At 63.0% G+C, this 21,337-nt stretch carries 18 protein-coding genes and 1 pseudogene; 5 read left to right on the forward strand and 14 right to left on the reverse strand.

Translation table 11 applies throughout. The features are described 5' to 3' along the window. Positions 1 to 589: 589 nt before the first annotated feature. Positions 590 to 1,207, reverse strand: a complete 618-nt coding sequence (locus HGO38_RS23865) for a glycoside hydrolase family 19 protein (protein ID WP_250958323.1) — start codon at positions 1,205 to 1,207, stop codon at positions 590 to 592. Positions 1,208 to 1,463: 256 nt separating this feature from the next. On the opposite strand from HGO38_RS23865, the gene HGO38_RS31070 reads away from it, so the two are divergent. After that, positions 1,464 to 1,595: a hypothetical protein gene (locus HGO38_RS31070; RefSeq protein WP_284739533.1), complete on the forward strand. Its 132-nt coding sequence runs from the start codon at positions 1,464 to 1,466 to the stop codon at positions 1,593 to 1,595. Between the two features lie 12 nt (positions 1,596 to 1,607). Here HGO38_RS31070 and HGO38_RS23870 read toward each other — a convergent pair whose 3' ends face one another. From HGO38_RS23870 to HGO38_RS23915, 10 genes and pseudogenes are all read right to left on the reverse strand, one after another. Next, positions 1,608 to 2,831: a DNA-packaging protein gene (locus tag HGO38_RS23870; RefSeq protein ID WP_250958445.1), complete on the reverse strand. Its 1,224-nt coding sequence runs from the start codon at positions 2,829 to 2,831 to the stop codon at positions 1,608 to 1,610. An 829-nt stretch (positions 2,832 to 3,660) separates the two neighbouring features. Beyond that, positions 3,661 to 4,263, reverse strand: a complete 603-nt coding sequence (locus HGO38_RS23875; protein WP_250958324.1) for a hypothetical protein — start codon at positions 4,261 to 4,263, stop codon at positions 3,661 to 3,663. Positions 4,264 to 4,489: 226 nt separating this feature from the next. Continuing rightward, positions 4,490 to 5,002, reverse strand: coding sequence for a GrpB family protein (locus HGO38_RS23880; protein WP_250958325.1), 513 nt, complete (start codon positions 5,000 to 5,002; stop codon positions 4,490 to 4,492). Positions 5,003 to 5,262: 260 nt separating this feature from the next. Beyond that, positions 5,263 to 5,532 (reverse strand): annotated as a pseudogene (locus HGO38_RS23885) (carboxymuconolactone decarboxylase family protein); the annotation flags it as partial. Between the two features lie 135 nt (positions 5,533 to 5,667). Further along, positions 5,668 to 5,874: a heavy-metal-associated domain-containing protein gene (locus HGO38_RS23890; protein WP_250958326.1), complete on the reverse strand. Its 207-nt coding sequence runs from the start codon at positions 5,872 to 5,874 to the stop codon at positions 5,668 to 5,670. Positions 5,875 to 5,934: 60 nt separating this feature from the next. Further along, on the reverse strand, positions 5,935 to 6,390 hold the full coding sequence (gene cueR, locus HGO38_RS23895; protein WP_250958327.1) for a Cu(I)-responsive transcriptional regulator: 456 nt from the start codon (positions 6,388 to 6,390) through the stop codon (positions 5,935 to 5,937). A gap of 30 nt (positions 6,391 to 6,420) precedes the next feature. Continuing rightward, the gene (locus HGO38_RS23900; RefSeq protein WP_284739534.1) at positions 6,421 to 8,922 is read right to left on the reverse strand and encodes a heavy metal translocating P-type ATPase; all 2,502 of its coding nucleotides are present in this window, start codon (positions 8,920 to 8,922) and stop codon (positions 6,421 to 6,423) included. A 102-nt stretch (positions 8,923 to 9,024) separates the two neighbouring features. Then, positions 9,025 to 10,902, reverse strand: coding sequence for an O-linked N-acetylglucosamine transferase, SPINDLY family protein (locus tag HGO38_RS23905; protein WP_250958328.1), 1,878 nt, complete (start codon positions 10,900 to 10,902; stop codon positions 9,025 to 9,027). Positions 10,903 to 11,088: 186 nt separating this feature from the next. Further along, positions 11,089 to 12,135, reverse strand: a complete 1,047-nt coding sequence (locus HGO38_RS23910; protein ID WP_250958329.1) for a hypothetical protein — start codon at positions 12,133 to 12,135, stop codon at positions 11,089 to 11,091. Between the two features lie 82 nt (positions 12,136 to 12,217). Next, positions 12,218 to 13,306, reverse strand: coding sequence for a hypothetical protein (locus tag HGO38_RS23915; RefSeq protein ID WP_250958330.1), 1,089 nt, complete (start codon positions 13,304 to 13,306; stop codon positions 12,218 to 12,220). Between the two features lie 227 nt (positions 13,307 to 13,533). On the opposite strand from HGO38_RS23915, the gene HGO38_RS23920 reads away from it, so the two are divergent. After that, positions 13,534 to 15,258 (forward strand): tetratricopeptide repeat-containing sulfotransferase family protein, encoded by a 1,725-nt coding sequence (locus tag HGO38_RS23920; RefSeq protein ID WP_250958331.1) that lies wholly within the window; start codon positions 13,534 to 13,536, stop codon positions 15,256 to 15,258. A 16-nt stretch (positions 15,259 to 15,274) separates the two neighbouring features. On the opposite strand, the gene HGO38_RS23925 is transcribed toward HGO38_RS23920, so the two are convergent. Then, complete coding sequence (locus HGO38_RS23925) at positions 15,275 to 15,748, reverse strand: YcgN family cysteine cluster protein (RefSeq protein WP_250958332.1); 474 nt, start codon at positions 15,746 to 15,748, stop codon at positions 15,275 to 15,277. A gap of 152 nt (positions 15,749 to 15,900) precedes the next feature. Between HGO38_RS23925 and HGO38_RS23930 the strand changes: the two genes are divergently transcribed. From HGO38_RS23930 to HGO38_RS23940, 3 genes are all read left to right on the forward strand, one after another. Further along, positions 15,901 to 18,114 (forward strand): transglycosylase domain-containing protein, encoded by a 2,214-nt coding sequence (locus HGO38_RS23930; RefSeq protein WP_250958447.1) that lies wholly within the window; start codon positions 15,901 to 15,903, stop codon positions 18,112 to 18,114. 65 nt (positions 18,115 to 18,179) lie between these two features. Continuing rightward, entirely contained in the window at positions 18,180 to 18,767 is a 588-nt protein-coding gene (locus tag HGO38_RS23935; protein ID WP_250958448.1) for a DUF1214 domain-containing protein, read from the forward strand. Further along, positions 18,760 to 19,329: a DUF1254 domain-containing protein gene (locus HGO38_RS23940; protein WP_250958333.1), complete on the forward strand. Its 570-nt coding sequence runs from the start codon at positions 18,760 to 18,762 to the stop codon at positions 19,327 to 19,329. The genes HGO38_RS23935 and HGO38_RS23940 overlap by 8 nt, the downstream gene beginning before the upstream one ends. A gap of 58 nt (positions 19,330 to 19,387) precedes the next feature. Here the strand turns inward: HGO38_RS23940 and HGO38_RS23945 are convergent, their stop codons facing one another. Further along, entirely contained in the window at positions 19,388 to 19,585 is a 198-nt protein-coding gene (locus HGO38_RS23945; protein ID WP_250958334.1) for a hypothetical protein, read from the reverse strand. 514 nt (positions 19,586 to 20,099) lie between these two features. Further along, entirely contained in the window at positions 20,100 to 21,029 is a 930-nt protein-coding gene (locus tag HGO38_RS23950; protein ID WP_250958335.1) for an abortive infection family protein, read from the reverse strand. Positions 21,030 to 21,337: the final 308 nt, after the last annotated feature.

Here is a 21,337-nt window from a genome sequence, read left to right on the forward strand (position 1 = left end):
CTTCGCGTCGACCTCCCCCCTCAAGGGGGAGGTGGAGCCCAAATGTCAGCCTGCGCATATCTCGTCCGGAGCCGTATCTCGTGGCGATCCGTCATGGGACAGGCGCATGCCGCCACCCTCCCCTTGAGGGGGAGGGTCGGAGCGAAGCTCCGGGGTGGGGTGACCGGCCAAAACCGCCGGCGCCAGAGATCACCCCCACCCGCCGCTTCGCGTCGACCTCCCCCCTCAAGGGGGAGGGGGAGCCCAGCCGTCAGCCTGCGCATATCTCGTCCGGAGCCATATCTCGTGGCGATCCGTCATGGGGCAGGCGAACGCCGCCACCCTCCCCTTGAGGGGGAGGGTCGGAGCGAAGCTCCGGGGTGGGGTGACCGCCAAAGTCAGTGAGGACAAAGGGTCACCCCCACCCGCGCGTTCCGCGCGACCTCCCCCCTCAAGGGGGAGGTGGAGATCCCATCGCCGCCGTCACCGCCTCGTCCATCCGGTAATCCGCGCAAAACGCGGCTCGCGCAGCGGCTTCACCCGGTCGATGTCCCGGTCAAACCGGTCTGTCTTCATTTTGGTGCCGATCTCCAGGCGCCGGGCATCCTGCTCACGCTGCCGGCTGCAGGGCCGCGAAAAACACCCGGCCATAGCCGCCGATCAGCGCTGCCCGGTCGGTGCCGTTGACCACCCGGCGTGCGCTGGTCCAGTCGGCATGATCCGCATCAAAAAACTCTCCCAGCCGTCTTCCGGTAAAGGCGCCGGCCAGCATGCCGGCCACCAGCACGTCGGCGGCCACGTCGAGCTGCATGGCCCGGTCGGGATCGCTGACGAGATCGACACCCAGCAGTTCCCCCAGCCGCTGGTAATTGCGCCTGTGGGTCAGCTGCACAAAACCGCGGCCGAGCCAGCTCTTGCCCTCCGCGTCGCACCGCCAGTAAGGCTGTTTCACCTGCGGCAAGCGCCCGGCCGCAAACGCCGTGTCCAGCCGGCGGATCGCCAGCGCATCGGTTGCGGCCAGCGTCTCGCGCACCGGCAGCAGGGTGCGCGCCGTCTCGTGATGGGCGGTCGCCAGGATATAGGCGAGCAGCCGCAGGTCGCCGTCCGGCTGGCGTTTTTGAAAGCTGTCGAGGATGGCCGACAGGCCCGAAACCTGGGCCTGTTTCAGCCGACCACCATAAAGCTCGGTGCGGCATCGGGCATAGAATCGCTGCTCATCCAGGGTCATGGAATCCTCTTCGATCTCTAAGGGTCGGACAAAAATGAAGCGGCAGGCGCCAGGCGACAGCCAGGCCCTTAACCACGGTCGAAAACACCCACAGCTTTCAATCGTTTGAAATGAATTCAATCGGTTAGAGTGCGTGAGCGCCGTATTTACAATGATTTAACTCTGTGGAACTTTCCGCTCCAGCAGACGTTTCGGTGACGCAAACATTCAAAAACCAGCACGGATCCGCCCGTGCCCAACCCGTGGAGAAGCCAGGATGGACACGAACAACAGCAATCAGGTCAAGGCAGCCCCGGCCACCATTCCGCCGCATATCGTCGAGCGGCTGGAGAGCGAATGGCGCCAGATGCGCCAGGGTTCCGCCCAGCCGGCCAGCCCGTCGAAGTAACGCCCTAAGCGCTCACACGCCCCGGACACGCGGCTCGCCGGCACCTTCCAGGAGCAGCGCCGTCAACGCCCAGACCAGCGCATCCAGCCGGTCGGGCGAGCGGCCCGACGACAGACCGTCCGGGCCGAAATCGCACATCTGATCCTCCAGATCACTGAACCGGGCCGCGTGCAAAACGCGGCCCTGTTCGTAAAGAGCGGCCACCGGTTCGGCGCGCAGAAACTTGCCGCGCATCGCCCGCACCGTTTTCACCGGGACCTGCGCGTCGACGCTTTTCAGCACCGCCGTCACCATGTCGCCGCCCTGGTTGATCTCGGCCACCACCCGGTCGGCCTCGAAGCGCCGATAGGCCTTCAGCACGGCCGCCGCCCAGCCGGCGGGGCTTTGCCCCTCCACCGAACAATCGGCCAGCACCAGGGCCCGGCCCTCGCCCAGCAGGCCGGCGACGACAATGCCGCAGCAGGATTTGGCGCCTGAGCCGGACGGCGGATCGACCGCCACGACGATGCGGGTCAGCGGCGCGATCTGTCGAACGGTCAGCGCGTCGATCTGCTCGCGTTTCCATAGCGCGTCGTCGCGGTCCTCGATCAGTTCGCCGCCCAGCTCCTGCCGCCCCAGCCGCGTGCCGCCATAACGGCTCTCCAGCTCAGCGATGAAACCCGGCGCCAGGTTGGCGGCATTGGAGAGCGTCGACAGCCGCGTCAGCCGCGTGCCGGGATCGGCGATCAGCCGTTTCAGCAGCGGTACCGGCCGCGGCGTGGTGGTGATCAGCTGGCGCGGATCGTGTCCCAGCCGCAGGCCGAACTGCAGCATGTCATAGGTCTCTTCGGCATATTTCCATTTGGCCAGTTCGTCGCACCAGGCATAATGAAACTGCGGACCGCGCAGGCTTTCCGGATCTTCGGAGGAAAAGATCTGCGCCACCGCGCCATTCGGCCAGATCAGCCGGCGCCGCGAGATCTCCACCTCCGGCCGCGGCGTTCTGGCAATGCTGGCAATGCCCGACAGCCCGTCGATCATCACCTCGCGGGCGTCGCCCAGCGTCTCGGCCACCAGCGCGATGCGCAGATCGGAACGCGTCCCGGCACTCGCCAGCGCCTGCACCCATTCGGCACCGGCCCGCGTCTTGCCGGAGCCGCGCCCGCCCATCAGCAGCCAATTGCGCCAGGCCCCGTCCGGCGGCTTTTGATCCCGCCGCCCGATCACCGCCCAGTCCGCCGCCCCGGCCCGGACCATCCGGGCGCCGCGCTCGTCGGCCAGCGCATCCAGCGCTTTCGCGAGCCAGTCCTTGTCCACCAAGCCTCCGACCGGCACCTCGTCCCCTTCCCGTCCGTCCCCGTCACGTGCGTCTCCGTCCGGCAGATCCGGCCGGCCGCCCTCCCGCCGGTCCGCAGCAACCGTCACCGGTCTGCCACCTGCCGCAAGCGCCTGGCCGCCGCCGTCTTCACGGCCAGCCGCTCCGGGCTGCGCTAACGCCGGAGCGGATGCCCGGTCTGGCGGATCGTGTTGTGCGGGACCGTCGCCCATGGCAAGGCCGACACCGATCGTCGTGGCATCAGCGCCACCGTGCGTTTCGCGGCAGATCCGTCCGGCGGCGGCATCGGGCAATGGCGCATCCATGCCGTCGTCACCATCACCCGCGGCCATATCCTCACCGCCAAGCGCACCGTAGACCGTTTGGCGGACCATCGACGCCGGATCGACCGCCGGCACATGCTGGTTCGGCGCTGTCCGGGCGCCGGAGCCTGTCGGCGCTTCCGCCGTGTCGGGCGCGTCGCCGGATCCTTCACGGGTCGGGCTTCGCAAAGTTTCGCTGCCCGGCCCCGCAATGCCCGGGCCCTTGATGTCCCGTCCCGCTATACCCGAGCCATTTACGTCCTGCCGCGCTATGCTCTGCGCCAGATCGTCCGTCGTACCGGTCATCTGCCGCGCGCTCGCGGCTACCGTGTCCAGCGCCGCCAGCCGCCGCTTGGCGGTCCGGTTTTGCGAAATGGTCCGCATATCCGCTTCGTGCCTCCAGGCCTGCAGCTTGATCTGCCGGTCGGCATTCTTGACGGCAAACCGTTCAGCCCGTTTCTGCTTCTGGCGCAGCGCGCGGCTCGGTCGCGGCTTCAGCTCGTCCAGGCGCACCGGGCGGGCCAGGACCGGCCCCACCGGGACCAAGACACCCAAGGCCGTCGCGCTCAAGCGCGGCGCAGCGGGCGCGATAAAGCGCTTCGGCGCGTTCTTCGGCGCGCCGTTCGATGAGGACGAGCAACCGGGTCCGCGTCTGTTCATAGCTCTCCCCGTCGCCGCCGCGCTCCAGCTCGTCCTGCCGGTCGCGGGCCAGTTGCCTCTGCAGGCTGTCGACCTTTTCCAGCGTGCGCACGATCAGCGACATGGCGTCGCTGGCAGCCTTGGCATCGGCGCGCGCCAGCTTGGCCGCCGCCTCGTCTTCGCCGCCGATCAGCCCGTCGGCGCTTTGCCGAAGGTTACGAAACAGCTCGAACTGCGCCCGCATTTCCAGCGTCAGGTCGTTCAGCAGCCGGCAATAGCGCTCGGCCGCCGTGGGCTCTTCGGCCGACTTGATCTCCAGCACCACCCGCCCGGCCGCCGCAAAAACCCTTTGCCCGACCGCTTCCGGCCAAAGCCCGAACAGCCCCAGATCGACCTCGTCAAGGTTCAGCATGCCCCGCTCCCGCCCGTTGCCCGGGCACAAAAAAGCCCGGGAAACCCGGGCGTGAAAAGTGCCGACTGCCAGCCATTGATTGACAAATAAAACCTGCATTCAGACTGTCACCACCGACAAAACCCGCAAGGCCAAGGATCTGGGTCTCTTCTCCCCAACGGGGAGAACACAGACGGCCGGCTCCCTGCCCGCCGACCACACCGTCGTCGCCGAGCCACAGCGCGGATCAAACCGATGCAGCGGATGCCTTGGCCAAGATCTCGGCCACGAAGTCCGCCTTACCGCCCGTGTAAACGGACCAGTCGCCATTGGCCTCAACCACCAGCCTTCGTTTCAGCGCGGCATAATGGTCAGCGTCTTCCGGATGGCTGCGGAGCCAGTCGCGAAAAAGGATGCGTCTGGCATGGGTGGCGTTCCCCGGCCCGCAGAGGTAGAGGCGCGTTCCGTAGGATCCGTGCCCCGAGGTAAAGACCCACATTCCATCCCCATAGCGATCGCCATGAAAGGTGAATTCCTCCAGCGTCGCGATGCGGTCGATGGCCTCGGCCAGCAGCCCGTCATCGCGGAGAACGGCATCAATGTCGATCTTAGCCTTTGCCGCCAGACCGACGACCGCGGTGCTCCCGACATGGCAGATCTGGTCCATCATTGTGCCGATCAACGCCGAAATCCGACGCTTCTGCTCATCAAACAACGCGGGCCATGCCGGATCATAGTCAACCACTTTGATCGCACTCATCTCCGCACCCCTCCGACTCGGCTTTTGACCAGCACGGTGCCGATTTCAAACGACCGGCGAAAGGCCCGCACGACGCCTGCGGCACCACCCCTTCACCCCGCTCGCGGGGAGAAGGTGCCGGCAGGCGGATGAGGGGCAAGCGCTAAAGTACCCCGCTCAACCCGCAACTCTCCGACTATGCCTGAACCCTACCAGACCACCGTCACGCCGTCAAGGATTATTTTCCCATTAGGATAAAAAACCCATCACACCCCGCCATCGCCGCCCATGGTGATGGCCATGCCGAGCACCTCTTCGAATTCCGCCTTGCTGGCGCCGAGCTTGATCAGGGCTTCGGTGTGGAAGCCGATGCAGCCGTCGCAGCCGATGGCAATGCCGAGCGCCACGAATTCTTTGGTCTTCTTGTCCAGCGCGCCGTCCTTGGCCGCCGCTGACGCCAGCGCCGAAAAGCCCTGCATGACATCGGGCATGTCGCGGGTGCTGTCGGGATAGTGCTTGCTGCTCATCGGGAGAACTTTCGCAAAATACATATGTTTTATTATATGCATTAGCGGGCGGCCTTGCACAAGATGGGGCCAACAACAAAAAACGGCCGGTCCCCGTTTTCCAGGAACCGGCCGTCACCACCTACCCCCTACCCCCAGGGTTCGGTGTATCTTCTTGTCTCAGGCGGCGCGTTTTTCGGGCGTATAGCCGGCGTCGCGAATGGCGGTTTCGGCCAGGTCCGCGTCGCCCTGCACCGTCACCGTATGGGCGTCAAGGTCGATGACAACCGGCGCGCCCGGCAGGGCCTCGCCCAGCGCCTGCTTGACCGTGCTTTCGCAATGGCTGCAGGTCATGTCGTCCACATAAAATACCGTTGTGCCGCTCATGGTCTTGTCCTTCCTGAAATCGACTGTCCACCGCTTGTGCACCTTACCACCGGGGTAAGGTCAAGAGGCTGAACGGCCGATTCCGGCCGCTTTCCGGTCGCCTGCGACATCGCGGCGCAGGGCCGGCGCGCTGCCGGCCAGATCGTTGAGGATCGGACAATTCGGCCGATTATCCCCGTGGCAGCAGTCGGCCAGGTCCTTCAGGGTCTCGACCATCGAGCGCATGGCGGCGATCTTGTCTTCGAGCTCGGCGATATGGCCGAGCGCCACCTTCTTGACCTCGCCGCTTTCGCGGTCCTTGTCGGCCCAGAGCGTCAGCAGTTTCTGCGTCTCCTCCAGCGAAAAGCCGAGGCTGCGGGCGCGGCGCACGAAGCGCAGCCGATGCACCTCGTCCTCGCCATAGAGCCGGTAATTGCTCGACGTGCGGCTTTCCGGCAGAACCAGGCCGATTTCCTCGTAATAGCGGATCATCTTGGCGGAAACGCCGGAGGCTGCGGCGGCCTGTCCGATGTTCATGTCCTCATCCCTTTCCTCACGCAGCGGCAGTCATTGCCCCTGCCCCGCCCGCTTCAGGCGCAGGGCATTGGTCACCACGAACACGCTCGAAAGCCCCATCGCAGCCGCGCCGATCATCGGCGAAAGCAGGATGCCGAAGGATGGGTAAAGGATACCGGCGGCCACCGGGATCAGCAAGACATTGTAGCCGAATGCCCAGAAAAGGTTCTGTCCGATGTTGCGGATCACGGCGCGGGCAATGGTCACGGCCCGCACTGCGGCCGTCAGATCGCCGGCCACCAGCACGATGTCGGCGCTCTCGATCGCCACGTCGGTGCCGGTGCCGATCGCGATCCCCGTGTCGGCCTCGGCCAGCGCCGGCGCATCGTTGATGCCGTCGCCGACAAAGGCCACTTTCTGCCCCTTCGCCTTCAGCGCCTTGACGGTCTCGACCTTGGTCTGCGGCAGGGCTTCGGCCACCACCTCATCGATCCCGGCCGCCTTTGCCACGGCGTCCGCCGTGCGGCGGTTGTCGCCGGTCACCATGATGACGGTGAGCCCGAGCGCCTTCAGCCCCGCCACCGCCGCGATGCTGGTCGGCTTGATCGGGTCGGCGACGGCAATGATCGCCGCAAGCTTGCCGTCGATCGCCGCATAGAGCGGCGTCTTGCCCTCGTCGCCCAGCCGTTCGGCATCCGCCGCAAAGCCGTCCACGGCAAGACCAATCTGCACCATGTAGCGATCCGCCCCCGCCTCCACGCGCCGGCCGGACACCGTGCCCGACACGCCGAAACCGACAGACGCCTCGAACCCCTCGACCGGCTGCAGCTGCAGGGCCCGCGCTTTCGCCGCCGCGACGATCGCCTCAGCCAGCGGGTGTTCGGAGCGGCTTTCGAGGCTTGCCACCAGCGCCAGAACCTCTGCCTCGTCAAAGCCGTCGGCCACAATGAGATCGGTCAGTTCAGGCTCGCCGCGGGTGATCGTGCCCGTCTTGTCGAGCACGACGGTATCGACCTCGCTCAAGGTCTGCAGCGCCTCGCCCTTGCGAAACAGCACGCCGAGTTCGGCGGCCCGTCCGGTGCCCACCATGATCGAGGTCGGGGTGGCGAGCCCCATGGCGCAGGGGCAGGCGATGATCAGCACGGCGACCGCACTGACCAGCGCATAGGTATAGGCCGGCTCCGGTCCGAAGATCATCCAGACGACGAAGGTCAGCACTGCGGCGCCCATCACCGCCGGCACGAACCAGGCGGTGATGCGGTCGACCATCATCTGGATCGGCAGTTTCGAGCCTTGCGCCTCGCCGACCATGCGGATGATCTGCGAGAGCATCATGTCGGCGCCGACCTTGGTGGCGCGAAAGCGGAAGCTGCCGGATTTGTTGATCGTGCCGCCGATGACGATCGCGCCGGCCTGCTTTTCGACCGGCACCGGTTCGCCCGAGATCATCGCCTCGTCGACATAGGACTGGCCGTCGATCACCTCGCCGTCGACCGCAATGCGCTCGCCCGGCCGGATGACGAGGATATCGCCCGAAACCACGTCGCCGCTGGCAATGTCGGCTTCCACGCCGTTCCGCTCGACGCGGGCGGTCTTGACCTGCAGGCCGGCCAGCCTTCGGATCGCCTGGCCGGTGCGGCCCTTGGCGCGCGCCTCCATCAGGCGGCCGAGCAGCACCAGCGTGACGATCACCGTTGCCGCTTCATAGTAGACATATCGCGCCTCGGCCGGCAGCACGTCCGGCGCAAAGGTCGTCACCAGCGAATAGCAATAGGCCGCCGCCGTTCCAACCGCGACCAGCGAATTCATGTCCGGCCCGAAGCGCAACAGGGCCGGCACACCTTGCTCAAAGAAGCGCCGGCCGGGGCCGAGCAGCACCGCACTCGCCAGCACAAAATAGAGATAATTCAGCGTGTTGCCCGGCACAGCGTCCATCAGCCAATGGTGCATCGGCGCATAGACATGACTGCCCATTTCGAGCACGAACAGCGGCAGCGTCAGCAGGCCGGCGATCCACACGTCGCGGGTCAGCCTGGCAATCTCGCGGTCGCGGGCAAGCTGGCCTGTATCCTCGTCATCGCCATCGGACTTGGCGAGGCGGGCCTTGTAACCGGCCTTCTGCACGGCCCTGATCAGCGCCGGCAGCTGGCTGCGGCCGCCCAGCACCGTCACGGTCGCCGTGTTGGTGGCGAGGTTGACCGAGGCCGTTTCGACGGCCGGCACTTTGCGCAAGGCCTTTTCGACCCGCGACACACAGGAGGCGCAGGTCATGTCCTCGATGTCGAGGTCCAGCCGGTCCGCCTTGGCCTCATAGCCGGCGGAATCGATGGCGCGCAGCAGCGCCTCGGCTGAAAAACCCTCTGCCGGCGTCACGGTCAGGGTCTCAGTCGCAAAATTGACCGCACCGGCCGCAACACCCGGCACACCGGCCGCCGCCTTTTCCACCCGCCGCACGCAGGACGCACAGGTCATGCCGGCCACCGGCAGGGCTATAGAACCCACCGGCACGGCAATCGCGGATATCGGCGAAATCGTCTTGGCTATCTCGTTCATGGCATCACCTCTGATGCCTATGTGGTGCTTCCCACTATGGGAAGGTCAAGGGCCGGCGCGAAATTAATCCGTCTGAGAGAATTAATCCGCAGGTGGCACCGGCTAACCGCGCGCCGGCAAGGCCGGGACGTCGAGATGGTCGGGCTCCAGACCGCTCTTTGCCCGCAACGCCATCATTTCATAGGCCGTTTCGAGATGTCGGCAAAAGCGTTCCGAATCAAACAGCGGGGCAACAAGGCGGGCAGCGTCGAGCTTGTCCTTGTAATGTCGAACTCGCGCCCTGTCCCCGAAGAGCTTTATTGCCAACGCGCAATAGTCGTCCTCGGACTTGGCCACGAGATCCGCAATGCCCATGGCCCTGAGCTGACTTTCGGAGGCGCGAGACGCGAAGTTCGTGCCCTTCAGTGCGACGATAGGAAGCCCTGCCCACAGGCAATCCGATGTCGTGGCATGGCCGTTGTAGGGAAAGGGATCGAGCCCGAGGTCGGCGACCCGCATTCGATCGATATGCTCTTCATAAGAGCGGACAGCCGGGGCAAAAACGATCCGCATGGGATCGACGCCCAGCTTTGCAAAGCGCTGCCGGATATTCTCTTCAGCGGTTCGCGTTCGGCCGGTCATCCACAAAAGGCTTCCTTGCGTGCCGTTCAGGATTCGCGCCCAGACGGCTGCCACGCTCGGCGTTACCTTTTTCGGCGCATTGAAAGAGGCGAATACGAAGGCATCCTCCGGCAATCCGTAGGCGGCGCGTCCAGCGTCTGTCGGCATCGGACGCACCGATGGATCGTTCGGCATGTAGGTTTCCGGAAGCCTGCAGAATTTCTCGCCATAAAAAGGTGCTGATGTGTCGGGCGTCACCACGGCGTCGCCGATGATATAGTCGGCATCAATGCCTGTGACGCTATCGGGAAATCCAAGCCAGGACACCTGGACCGGGGAAAGCCCGTAATTGAGAAGTGCCGCACGCGAATTGCCCGTATGGCCTCCCAGATCGACCAATATATCTAACTCCTGACGCCTTATCTGTTTCGCAGCTTTCCCGTCCGACAGGCCAGCGATATCGACCGGGCGCCCAAACGCCGACAAGAAACGCCTTTTGTCCGCCGCCGGATCCGCGGCGTTGCAGAACAAGGTGATATCGAACCGATCCCGGTTATGGCTGCGCAGAACGGCGCCCAACTGGCGCATCACGACATGATCGGGGCGCAAGTCGGAGGATATATAGCCGATTTTAAGCTTCGCACCCCATCTGTGAGGTGCGCTTCGTCTCCTTTTGCGCGCGGCCGGATCAAACGGAACGGACGGCGTTATCCTCCCGGATATGCGGTTTAGGGCGTCGTTCCCGCACCAGAGAAGCCTTTCCATGGGCAATTCCGGTGGGGGAGTCGAGCGGTCCGCAAGCGCCAGTGCGTCAAGCGTATCGTAATCGGCATACTCCCGGGCGAAACTTGCGAGGACCGAGACAATCTCCAGATTTTCAGGGGCCAGGAACGCAAGTTTGCGAAACAGTGGTAACAAACGATCGTCAGACCGATCCTCACCACATAACCTGTGGGCGAGTTCGAGATGCGCGGGCTCGTCGCTGCCGATCAAGTTGTATTTCAGATGTCCGACAATGGCCTGATCCTTGTGCGTCTTCAGCAGGTTGATCAGCATGAAGGCAGCATCGGGATCATCGGGCTTGAGTTGTAGAATCTGCAGCGCGTGAAATTCGGCCTTCTTTTTATCTCCGGAGGCCAGAAACAAGCGGGCGGCCTTTTTCAGAAGGGCCAGTTTGTTGTCGCTGAAATGTTGGGCCGCCTGCTCGAAAATCGACGCCGCATCGGCTTCCATGCCGAGTTTTTCGAAAGTTGCACCGAGCAGGTCCATCATGCATGGATCATTGGTAAGATCGGTACAATGATTGAGGATCTGCAGGGTTTCCAAATAGTCGCCCTGATCCAATTTTTGCTTCGCCAGAGCGAAACCAACCATCGCCATATACTCGCCTTTTTATATCACCCTATAACCAGCCTTATTGGACCCCTACACTTGCGCAAGGCTGGGGTATTTTTAGCTTCCGCTCCCTGGGCCAGACTAGGACGGCTGTCGCAAACTTTCGAGCTTGACGAGGCGGCGGGATGCCCATGGCTGGGATTGGGGCGCCGCCTGACATTCAAGACTGTCTCACAGAATTTCCGAGAAATCCGCCTCGTCGAAATAGGGTTCGAACGCCGCCAGAACGCGGGCGCGGATGCTGTCGGGCATTTGCGAACCGCGACCGGCAACGCCCTTGTTGAGCCTCTCCTTCTTGGCCGAATCCATATCGGAGAAGCAGGTGGCGAGCGTGTCGCCGCTGACGATGTCCTCGCCGAGGAAGGCGGCAAGCCTGCGGGCCAAAACCTCCTTGTCGCCGAGGAAGTCGCGCTCGTAGGAAATCCAGAACGGCTTGACCAGCCCCATCGCCTCGCAGCGTTTCCAGCTCAGATAGAAATGCAGATACCAGGCGCCATAACGCTCGACCAGCATGCCGAGCCGGGTCTCCTCGTCGAGGTCGGGATATTTGAGTGGCAGCGAATCGGCGAAATAGACCTGTTCGACCGGCCGGTCGACGTCCTGTTTCATACGTTGGCTGAGAATCATGTCGTCGAGGCTGCGGATGGAATCAAAGACATTGCGATAGGTGACGATCGGCCGGATCTTGTAGAGGTCCAGCTGCCGGCAGAGATAGGGCGTGCAACGCACATGATGCTGCGCGACATAGCCGATGCCATTGGTGCCATGCTGGATCAGCGCCAACTCGTCGGTCTCCTGCTCGCGCAGCGTGATGCCCATGGAATAGATGGTCTGGGCATGCAGGCTCGGCGCCATCAGCTTGGCATCGGGCAGGTTGAGCGAGCGGCGCAGGCTGCCGCTGATGAAGGTCGATGCCGATTTCGGAGAACACGCCACGAGGATATTGGTCTGGTGCGCGCGCGATGCCGTCAGCTTGGCGCGCAGGATCGTCGCAGCGAACTCGCTAAAGCCGATCTTCAGCCGTTCCGCCGATTGCGCCTCCATCGTTGGCAGATAAAAGGGATTGGCTAGGGCGAACGCCCCGGCCACGAACAACGCATCCTGGGGATCGGTCTTGAGCAGGAATTCGTCAAACTTTGCCTTCACCCAGGAGAGATCGCTGGCAGAAGAGATGGCCTTGATGAAGGTTTGCAGCAGTGTTAGCGTTTCAGGTGTCAAGTCGATGACCTTTCCATCATCTCAAAATGGGTAAGGACATCGCCACGCCGGCGACGGCCGTTCGCGTCGTCAGCGGGTGTGGTCAGTCGTCCTCGCCCAGCAGCGGCGACAGGTCGCCTTCGCTGCGGTAGCGGCTCATGATGCCGTGCACCTTGTCGCGGATGACCGAGGGGATGTCCGAGCCGCGTCCGGACACGCCCTTGTTGAGCCGCAGCTTCTTTCCGTTACTGGTATCGCCAAACGTCTCGGCAATGCGCTGCGGATTGACGAATTCCCGTCCGACGAAGTCAGCGATACGCTCGCCAAGGCCCGCTTTGTCGCCCAGAAAATCCTTCTCATAGGAAACCCACAGCGGCTTCACCAGGCCGGCCGCCTCGCATTTGCGCCAGTTCAGCAGGAACTGCACATACCAGATGCAATTGGCATCGACGAGCAGATGATAGCGGTCGACGGGATCCATGGCGGTATAATCTGCCGGCAAACCATCGTCGAAATAATGAGGATTGCCGCTCTGTTTTGCCTGCCGCCACTCCATGAACATGTCGTCCAGACTCATCAGCGTGTCGAAATAATTGCGGATCGTGACGATCGGCCTGATGTTGTAGAGTTCGATCTGCCGGCACAGATAGGGCGTGCAGCGCACGTGATGCTGGGCGACATAGCCGGCGCCGTTCAGGCCGTGGCGCATCAGCGCCAATTCGTCGGTTTCCTGATTGCGCAGATTGGCGCCGAGCATGGAGCTTGAATAGGGCGTGTAGGTCGGCAGAGCCAGCGATACCTGCCCGACACCAAGGGCCTTGCAGAGCGCCGCAGCAATGAAGGTCGAGGCCGATTTCGGCGCACAGGCCAGCAGAATATTGGGCTGGCGAGCCCTTGATGCCGTCAGCCGGGCGCGCAGCACCAGCTCGCTCAACTGGCTGAGCGACAACGCCAGCCGGCCGGCGCTGGCATCGTCCATGGTCGGTACGTAAAAGGGATAGGCATGGGACAGTGCCTTCGCCGCCGACAACGCCCGCTGCGGCGGAACCGTCATGAGGAATTCGTCGGCTTTACGGCGCACCTCGGCCGTATCGGGATTGACGGAGATGGCCAGCATGAGCTGCTGGATAAGACCATCGAGGTCCAGGGCCTCATCTGCGGCCGGTGGCTCTTTCTGGACGGCTAAACTCATGGGGGCAATCACTCCTGACAGCCGACCGCCGGCCGACAAGTTGGATTTCCGCTAAACCATGATGGAACAAGCTTGCGCGAACGTTGTCGCCGGCCGGTTGCCCCCCTTTGAAGCCGCCCTGCCGTCGCCCGAGGAAAGCCCCACGCAGGCTTTGCCGCTATGATGCCAGCATCGCAAAATCTGCCCGCACGCTGTTGAGCGCCGAGGGCTGCCGACAGGATGCCGAAATGACGTCAGCCGCGCAGGTCGCCTCTCCTCCCCGACAGGCCTTGGAACAGGTGGTGGACAAGGGCCGCGCCGCATTGCTGCGGCTACCACCCCAGCTGCGCCAGTCGCCGGAGGATCCCGTCCGCCGCCTGCGCGACCATACCATCAAGGCGATGCTGGATCTCTCCCGCCTGCTGCAACAATCCGGCGACATGGACGGGAGCCGGGCGCTGCTCACCGATGCGCTGGCCCTCGATCCGCGCAAACCGGCCATCCAGGTGGCAATCGGCCGCCTGGAGGCCTTGCGACAGCGGCCCGATCTGGCCTGTACCGCCTTTTCCGCGGCGCTGCGGCTCAATGCGGACGATTGCGAGGTGTGGTCGATGTTCGGCGACAGTCTGGTGCGGATCGGCAAGCTGGCGGATGCGGCCGCCGCCTATGACGCCGCCCTGCGGCTCGATCCCCACCACCTGGCAACCCTCAACAACTATTCGAGCCTGGCCTGCTCGCTCAGCGATTACCAGAAGGCGCTCGACCTCCTGCTGCGCGGCCACGCGGCAGCGCCAGCGTCGCGGGAAATCCTTCTCAACCTGCACAATGTCTCGGAATATCTGGGACGGGAAGACCTTTCGCGCCATTACCTCGAACAGCTGATCGCCATCAGCCCCGGCGACAGCGACGCCCATCTGCGGCTGAGCGCGCTGACCCGCTACGAGGACGGCCATCCGCATATCGCCACCATGGAAGCGCTCTACCGCGACAGTCCCGTTGGCTCCAATGACCGGGTCAATCTCGGCCATGCGCTGTTCAAGGCCTATCACGCGACAGGCCGTTCCCGAGAAGCCTTCGCAGCGCTGCGGCAAGCCAATGACCTGCGCCGGGCTGCGCTTTCCTATTCGCACCAGGCCATCAGCGACTATTACACAGCGCTACGCCAGTTCTTCGACACAGACTTCCGCGATCGCACCCGCTCAGCGGGTTATGCCGGCAAAAGCCCGATCTTCATCGTCGGCATGCCGCGCTCCGGTTCGACGCTGACGGAGCGCATTTTGGCGAGCCACCCGGACGTGACCGGGGTCGGCGAGATCGGCACGCTGGTCGGCCTTGCCCAGAGGCGCATCATGGCCGACAGATCCGGCGTGCGCTTGCCAGATGCCGGCCTGATCACGCCCGACGCGCTTCACACGCTCGGCCGGGACTATTGCCGGAGCCTGGAGACGCTGGCCGCCGGCGCGCCGCGCACGGTGGATAAGCAATTGTTCAACTTTGCCTGGATTGGCCTGATCAAGGCGGTCCTGCCTGCGGCAAAAATCATCGACTGCCGGCGGTCGCCGCTCGCCAATGGTCTCGCCTGCTATTCCTCGTTCCTGGCGGAACCGGGGCTGGAATTCACCTGCGACCTGGAAGACCTCGGTCATTTCTTCGTCGATTACCGAGCGATGATGGACCATTGGCACCGGTTGTTTCCCGGCGAGATCCTTGAGCTCAGTTACGAGCAGCTGACCACCGACCAGGAGGCCGAGACGCGCCGGCTGCTGGACTATTGCGACCTGTCCTGGGACGAGGCCTGCCTCGATTTCCACAAATCTGACGGCGCGGTGCGCACCATGAGCGCCATGCAGGTCCGCCAGCCGATGTATAGCGGCGTCGATAAAAAGACGGCGCGCTATCTGGACGAACTCGCACCCCTGATCGCCATCCTCACCGAGGCAGGCCTGATGCCGGCGCCTGCGCCGGCGGCGTGACACTCGGCTTGCCCGGTTAAGGGCCTTCGTTGCTGTCCTGGCCGACGGTCAGCGGCCATTCGACCAGATAGTCCTCGAAATCCTCGAGCGGCACGTCGTCTTCGCTGACCGTGCGGCCGCGCACCGAAATGCCGGCCTGATGGACCGTTTCCGGATCGCCAGAGACCAGCGGATGCCACCAGTAGAGATCGTCGCCATCGGCCACCAGCTGATAGGCGCAGGTCGGCGGCAGCCAGGAAATCTCCTCGATGCTCTCCAGTGTCAGGCGGATGCAGTCCGGCACGATCGCCTGGCGGTTGTCATAGTCCTTGCATCGACAGCTCTCTCCGTCGAGCAGCGTACAGGCCACCGAGGTGAAGGCGATGGCGCCGGTTTCCCAATCCTCCAGCTTGTTCAGACAGCACAGGCCGCAGCCGTCGCACAGGCCCTCCCATTCGGCGTCCGTCATTTCAGCAAGGGTCTTGGTCTTCCAATAGGGCAGGCCGGTCATTATCGCTTGTCCATCGCGGCTTTGCCGCGCCTCATGTCGCATCGCTAAAATTTGTTTCGCAAACCATATCTTATCAGTTAGATCTTATAGGTGCGAACCGATGTGACATGGTCGGCGCAAGCCGCTCCTGTCAAGCATTGGCCAGATCTTAAATTTCAGGACGTCGTCAAGCGGTGCCGGATTCCCCTTCGCCAGACAACAGACCCCGCAGGAAACGCCATATCCTTCTGCAGATCGATTCGTGGATCGATTCGACCCTTTGGAATGCCGGTTTTCGCGTGGGCGAGATCTGGGAGGAGATCACCATCTTCTTCCGCCGTTTTCGGGTGCGCGGCTGGAAACGCTGGGTTTTCGAGATTCTCGGCGAAGGCATGACGCTTGGTACGGCCGGTTCCGTGCTGCTCTTGGCGCTGGCCATCCCGGCCTTCGAGGAGACCGGCAAGGACTGGCGCAATCACGGCGATTTCGCCATCACCTTCCTCGACCGCTACGGCAACCTGATCGGCCATCGCGGCATCATCCATGAAAATTCCGCACCGATCGACGATCTGCCCGATCACCTGATCAAGGCGGTGCTGGCGACCGAGGACCGGCGCTTCTTCGACCATTTCGGCATCGATTTTCTCGGTCTGGCGCGCGCCATGAGCGAGAATGCCAGAGCCGGCGGCGTCGTGCAGGGCGGCTCGACCCTCACCCAGCAGCTGGCCAAGAACCTGTTTTTGACCAATGAGCGGTCGCTGGAGCGAAAGATCAAGGAGGCCTTCCTGGCGGTCTGGCTGGAGGCCAACCTGTCGAAGAAGGAGATCCTGTCGCTCTATCTCGACCGCGCCTATATGGGCGGCGGCACGTTCGGGGCGGCGGCGGCCTCGCAATTCTATTTCGGCAAGGCGATCACCGACATCAACCTGGCGGAATCGGCGATGCTGGCCGGCCTGTTCAAGGCGCCGGCCAAATATGCCCCGCATGTCAACCTGCCGGCGGCACGCGCCCGGGCCAACGAGGTGCTAACCAACATGGTGCAGAGCGGCATCATGACCGAGGGCCAGGTCATCGCGGCGCGGCGCAATCCCGCCGTGGTGGTCGACCGGGAAGAGGCCGAAGCGCCCGATTTCTTCCTCGACTGGGCATTCGAGGAGGTGCAGCGCATCGCCGCCCGCTTCCCGCAGCATTCGCTGATCGTGCGCACCACCATCGATCCCGGCCTGCAAAAGGTGGCGGATGCTGCCGTTGCGGCCAGCCTGCGCGAATATGGCGAGAGCTATCATGTCAAGCAGGCAGCCCTTGTGACGGTCGAGAATGGCGGCGCGGTCAGGGCCATGGTCGGCGGCCGCGACTATGGCGAAAGCCAGTTCAACCGCGCCACGCGGGCGCTGCGCCAGCCGGGCTCGTCCTTCAAGGTCTATACCTATGCGGTGGCCATGGAGAACGGCATGACGCCGGACACGACGATCGTCGACGGCCCGGTCTCCTGGGGCAATTGGAGCCCGCACAATTACGGCAACAGCTATGCCGGCCGGGTGACGCTTGCAACCGCCATCGCCAAGTCGATCAACACCATTCCGGTCAAGCTGGTGAAGGACAAGCTGGGACTGAACGCGGTGATCGCCATGACCAAGGCCATGGGCGTCGAGACGCCGATCCGCAAGGACGTCACCATTCCGCTCGGCACATCCGAGCTGACGGTGCTCGACCAGGCGACGGCCTATGCGGTGTTTCCGGCCGGCGGCGTGCAGTCGCGCCGCCACGGCATCAGCCAGATCCTCAGCTACAAAGGCGAGGTGCTCTACGATTTCGATCGCGACGAGCCGCCGGCCGCCCCGGTGCTCAGCAAGACCGCCGCCGATTACATGAACCAGATGCTGAGCAAGATCCCCTATAGCGGTACGGCGCGGCGGGCAGCCCTCGACAACGGCATCATCACCGCCGGCAAAACCGGCACGACCCAGGCCTACCGCGATGCCTGGTTCGTCGGCTATACCGGCAATTTCACCACCGCCGTGTGGTTCGGCAATGACGATTATACCTCGACCAACAACATGACCGGCGGATCGCTGCCGGCGATGACCTTCAAGACACTGATGGACTATGCCCACCAGGGCATCGAGCTGAAGCCGATCCCCGGCATCGACAATCCGCTGCCGAACGGCGCCTTCCCGAAGCCGGCTGAAACGGCTGCGAAAACCGGCTCGACCGGTGCGGCCGTCGTACCGGCCTTCGTGCGACCGCGCACCCTGTCCCATGACACGACACGGCTGTTGCGGCAGCTCGGCCAGGAGCTGAACGATGCCGTACCGCTGATCGCCCCTGCCCAGAAGGTGGCTGCCACCGACGCCATGGGCCTGCGCACCGCCCGCCCATTTCCCTGACCGGCAAACGGTGGTAGCTCTTGCCGCCGGCGCTCCGCCAGAACCAGAAGGCTTCAGACGAAAACGTGTTCCGGGTTCCTCTCCTTGTCGCTGTCACGCTGATCATCGCCTTTGGCGGCGGCATCCTGTCGACCCTGTCGGCGCTCAATGCCTCGGCCGGTTTCGGGGCGATCGAGCTTGGCGGCTGGCGCGCCTTTCCGATGGCGCAGACCGGCGATGCCGATCCTTATGCCAAATCGCACCGCGCCAAGGCCGGGCGGCTGCTCTATGGCAGTGCCGAGGGCCTGGTGTTCACGGCGGCCTTAGACGGGCAGAACCGGCGGCTCAACGGCACCTGCCGCTACCGCATGTCCGGCCTGCCGCCGCTGTCGCGGTTCTGGACGCTCTATGCCGCCGGGCTCGACGGCCTGCCGCTGAAGCCGACGCCCGACCGGCCCGGCGCGCTCAATTCGCTGACGGTGCTGCGCGCGCCCGACGGCAGTTTCGACATCGAGATTTCGGCCACGGCGCGGCCGGGCAACTGGCTGGCGCTGCCCGATACCGGCGCTTTCGTCCTGACGCTCACCCTGCTCGACACGCCGGCTGCCGGCAGTTCGGGTCTGGTCGATCTCGCCATGCCGACGATCGAGAATATCGGGTGCGGCAATGTCTAGACTGGCCTATGCCATCCTCACCGGCCTGATCGGCGCGGCTCTCCTGCATATCGTCATCATTCTCGCCCTGCCGCAGTTTACCGGCAAGGATGCCTATACGCGGGTGCTGGCGGAAGGGCGCGCCAACCGCTTCTGGAGTCTGGGCAGCGATCCGCACGGACCGCGGCTCGCCAATATCGACCCGTTCCTGAAAGTGGCGGTCTGCCATTTCGATATTTCCGAAAGCCCGATCCGGTTGACCTCGCAGGGACAGGCGCGGTTCTGGTCGCTGGCGCTGTTCGATCAGGATTCCAACGAGATCTTCAGCATGAACGACCATACCTCGGTCGATGGCACGCTGGATGTGATGGCAGCCACGGCCGGCCAGCTGGCGCTGGTGCGCAAGGCGCTGCCGCAAGGGTTGACGCAGACCATTTTCGTGGAACTGACACGGCCGGCCGGATACGCGGTGCTCAGGGTCATGGCGCCGCAGGCAAGCTATCAGGAGCCGGCCGCGCAATTCCTGAAGGAAGCCGGCTGCCAGCCGTTCCGTCTGCCGCTTTCGGCTGCCGCCGGACAATGAGCTTTGCCGTCACGCCGATCACGGTCGTCCTTGCCGAGCCTTCAAACGTGGCGGTCGCTCAGCCTTCGAAGGGATGCGGATCGTGGCGCAGCAGATGGCCGCTTGTCCCCGGCAGAGCCGGATGGCCGCGCGACAATGTCTCTTCGCGCATATAGCGCACGCCGGTAAACAGCAGGATCTTAGCCTGCCAGCCCGGAGCGGGTTTCGGGGTCAACCGCCGGTCCTGACGGTCCTTGATCTTCACAATTTCAGCCATGCTCGTCTCCATGTTAATCGAGACGGATGAGACACGTGATTTCACCCTGCCCTTCCTCGATAAAAGGGCCAACGCATCTCCCTGGTTCCCTCCCCTGCCTCTTGCCGCAAGGAGATCAGTCACAAGGAGCATCTGCGCCTTTCTCTACAAACGTTCCTGGAGAACGGGATCTCTAGCATCCTCGCTGTCCGGGATACGCACCACACTTCAAGCCCCGTCCGGTGCCCCTTGCATCAAAAGGCATATTAGACGGCTTGAACATAGATAGAGACATAGGTTGGTTAACAGAGTGCTAACGCATGGCCGCGCAAGGGCTGCGAGCACCCCTATGGGGCAGTTCAGGTGCCGTTTCGATACGCCAGCGTGACAGTATGGCCACAGCTCGAAACCGTTCGGGCAAAATTGAAGCCAAAAGGGCTAACTGTTCTCACATTTAGTCTGGGGGAGCTAGAAGCAAGGTAGCCTTTGAATAACCAGGGCACGCTAAGATCTAGCTGTCTCGTCGCACGCCCGGTTACTCAATTTCCGAATTTGCGGTTACGAGAAAGACAATCGTCGCTGCAGTCATGTGGAGCATGTATCCTGTGAGGCTGTTAGGCACCTCAGTAGGGCTGTCTCCTTGTCCATGCCCTGCAAGTTTGTTCCGGCCTGTGGGAATCGCACTTTCCAGACCACTGCGTAACGATGAGAAATGGTTCTGCCAGAACTGTGGCACGAGTTCCTTGTCCAAACACTCTCTTATGAGATCCTTTGCAGTCGCTTTCGGATCAACTGTCCATCCGCGCTGCTGGATTATCGCTTTCATCGTACTCTCGAATGCCTTGAGGCAATCGACCAGTGCCTCCTTGTTTCGTCCATGCCGATAGTGCTCGAACGCGCCCATGAACTCTTCTTGCGGCCCTGCAAAGCCCGGCCCCCGTAGAAGGGCAATGGCTGGTTTGACGACCTCGGCATGTACTAATTCGGAGTCGACCCGAACAATTTCGCCGTTGGCGTACTGGTAGCCAACGGCATGCTCTCTAAAACGCTGGTTCAGTTCTGCGATAGCGCGCTTCGCTATTTCATCGGGTCGCGTACGATTAAGGTAATCCCACTCAACTGTCGTTCGCTCGATAAGACGGCTAGCAAGTTCAATCGCGTCAAGTACCTTCTCGACACTTGCGGACATGATAAAACCGTGCAGTTCAGCAAAGGGGTCTATAACTCTCACGTCGTTGATAAGTTTGAAGACACCATACTCACGACGCAACGTCTTCACTACGAAGTCGTATGCGCTTTTAACTGAAGCGTAGTCCCGATATTCTCTTGCGTCACCCAATGCGTCGGCAAAGATGTAAAGGATTTGGACCCGGCACGGCTCAGGTAGACGATCATACTGAAAGACATCTGTGGGTTCAGAATTCAAAGCATCACGACGTTTTGAGAACAACTCAGTCACGGCCATAAGACAATCCATTCGACATAACGTTCGCTGCGATTATTCTCACACTTTCCCGAGAGGACAGCAAACGACTGTGGTGTGCTTCTCGTCATTTATCCTCACCATCCCCGAATATTTGCTCCTATCAAAATTTGGTCTCGAAGGTATATGGAGCCCTATCCCTAACCTAGCCTGCAAAGCACCCGGACTACCTGGCCAGGTGTCCGCCTTTTTGCCGGAAACGGCGGTTGTGCACGGCCTGTCGGCCGTTCCGCCGCCTGTCGGACCCGCGATGGTTAACAGCTTTCTAACGAATTCGGTCTAATATGAGG

This window comes from Rhizobium sp. CG5, assembly GCF_023701945.1.
Lineage (GTDB): Bacteria > Pseudomonadota > Alphaproteobacteria > Rhizobiales > Rhizobiaceae > Allorhizobium.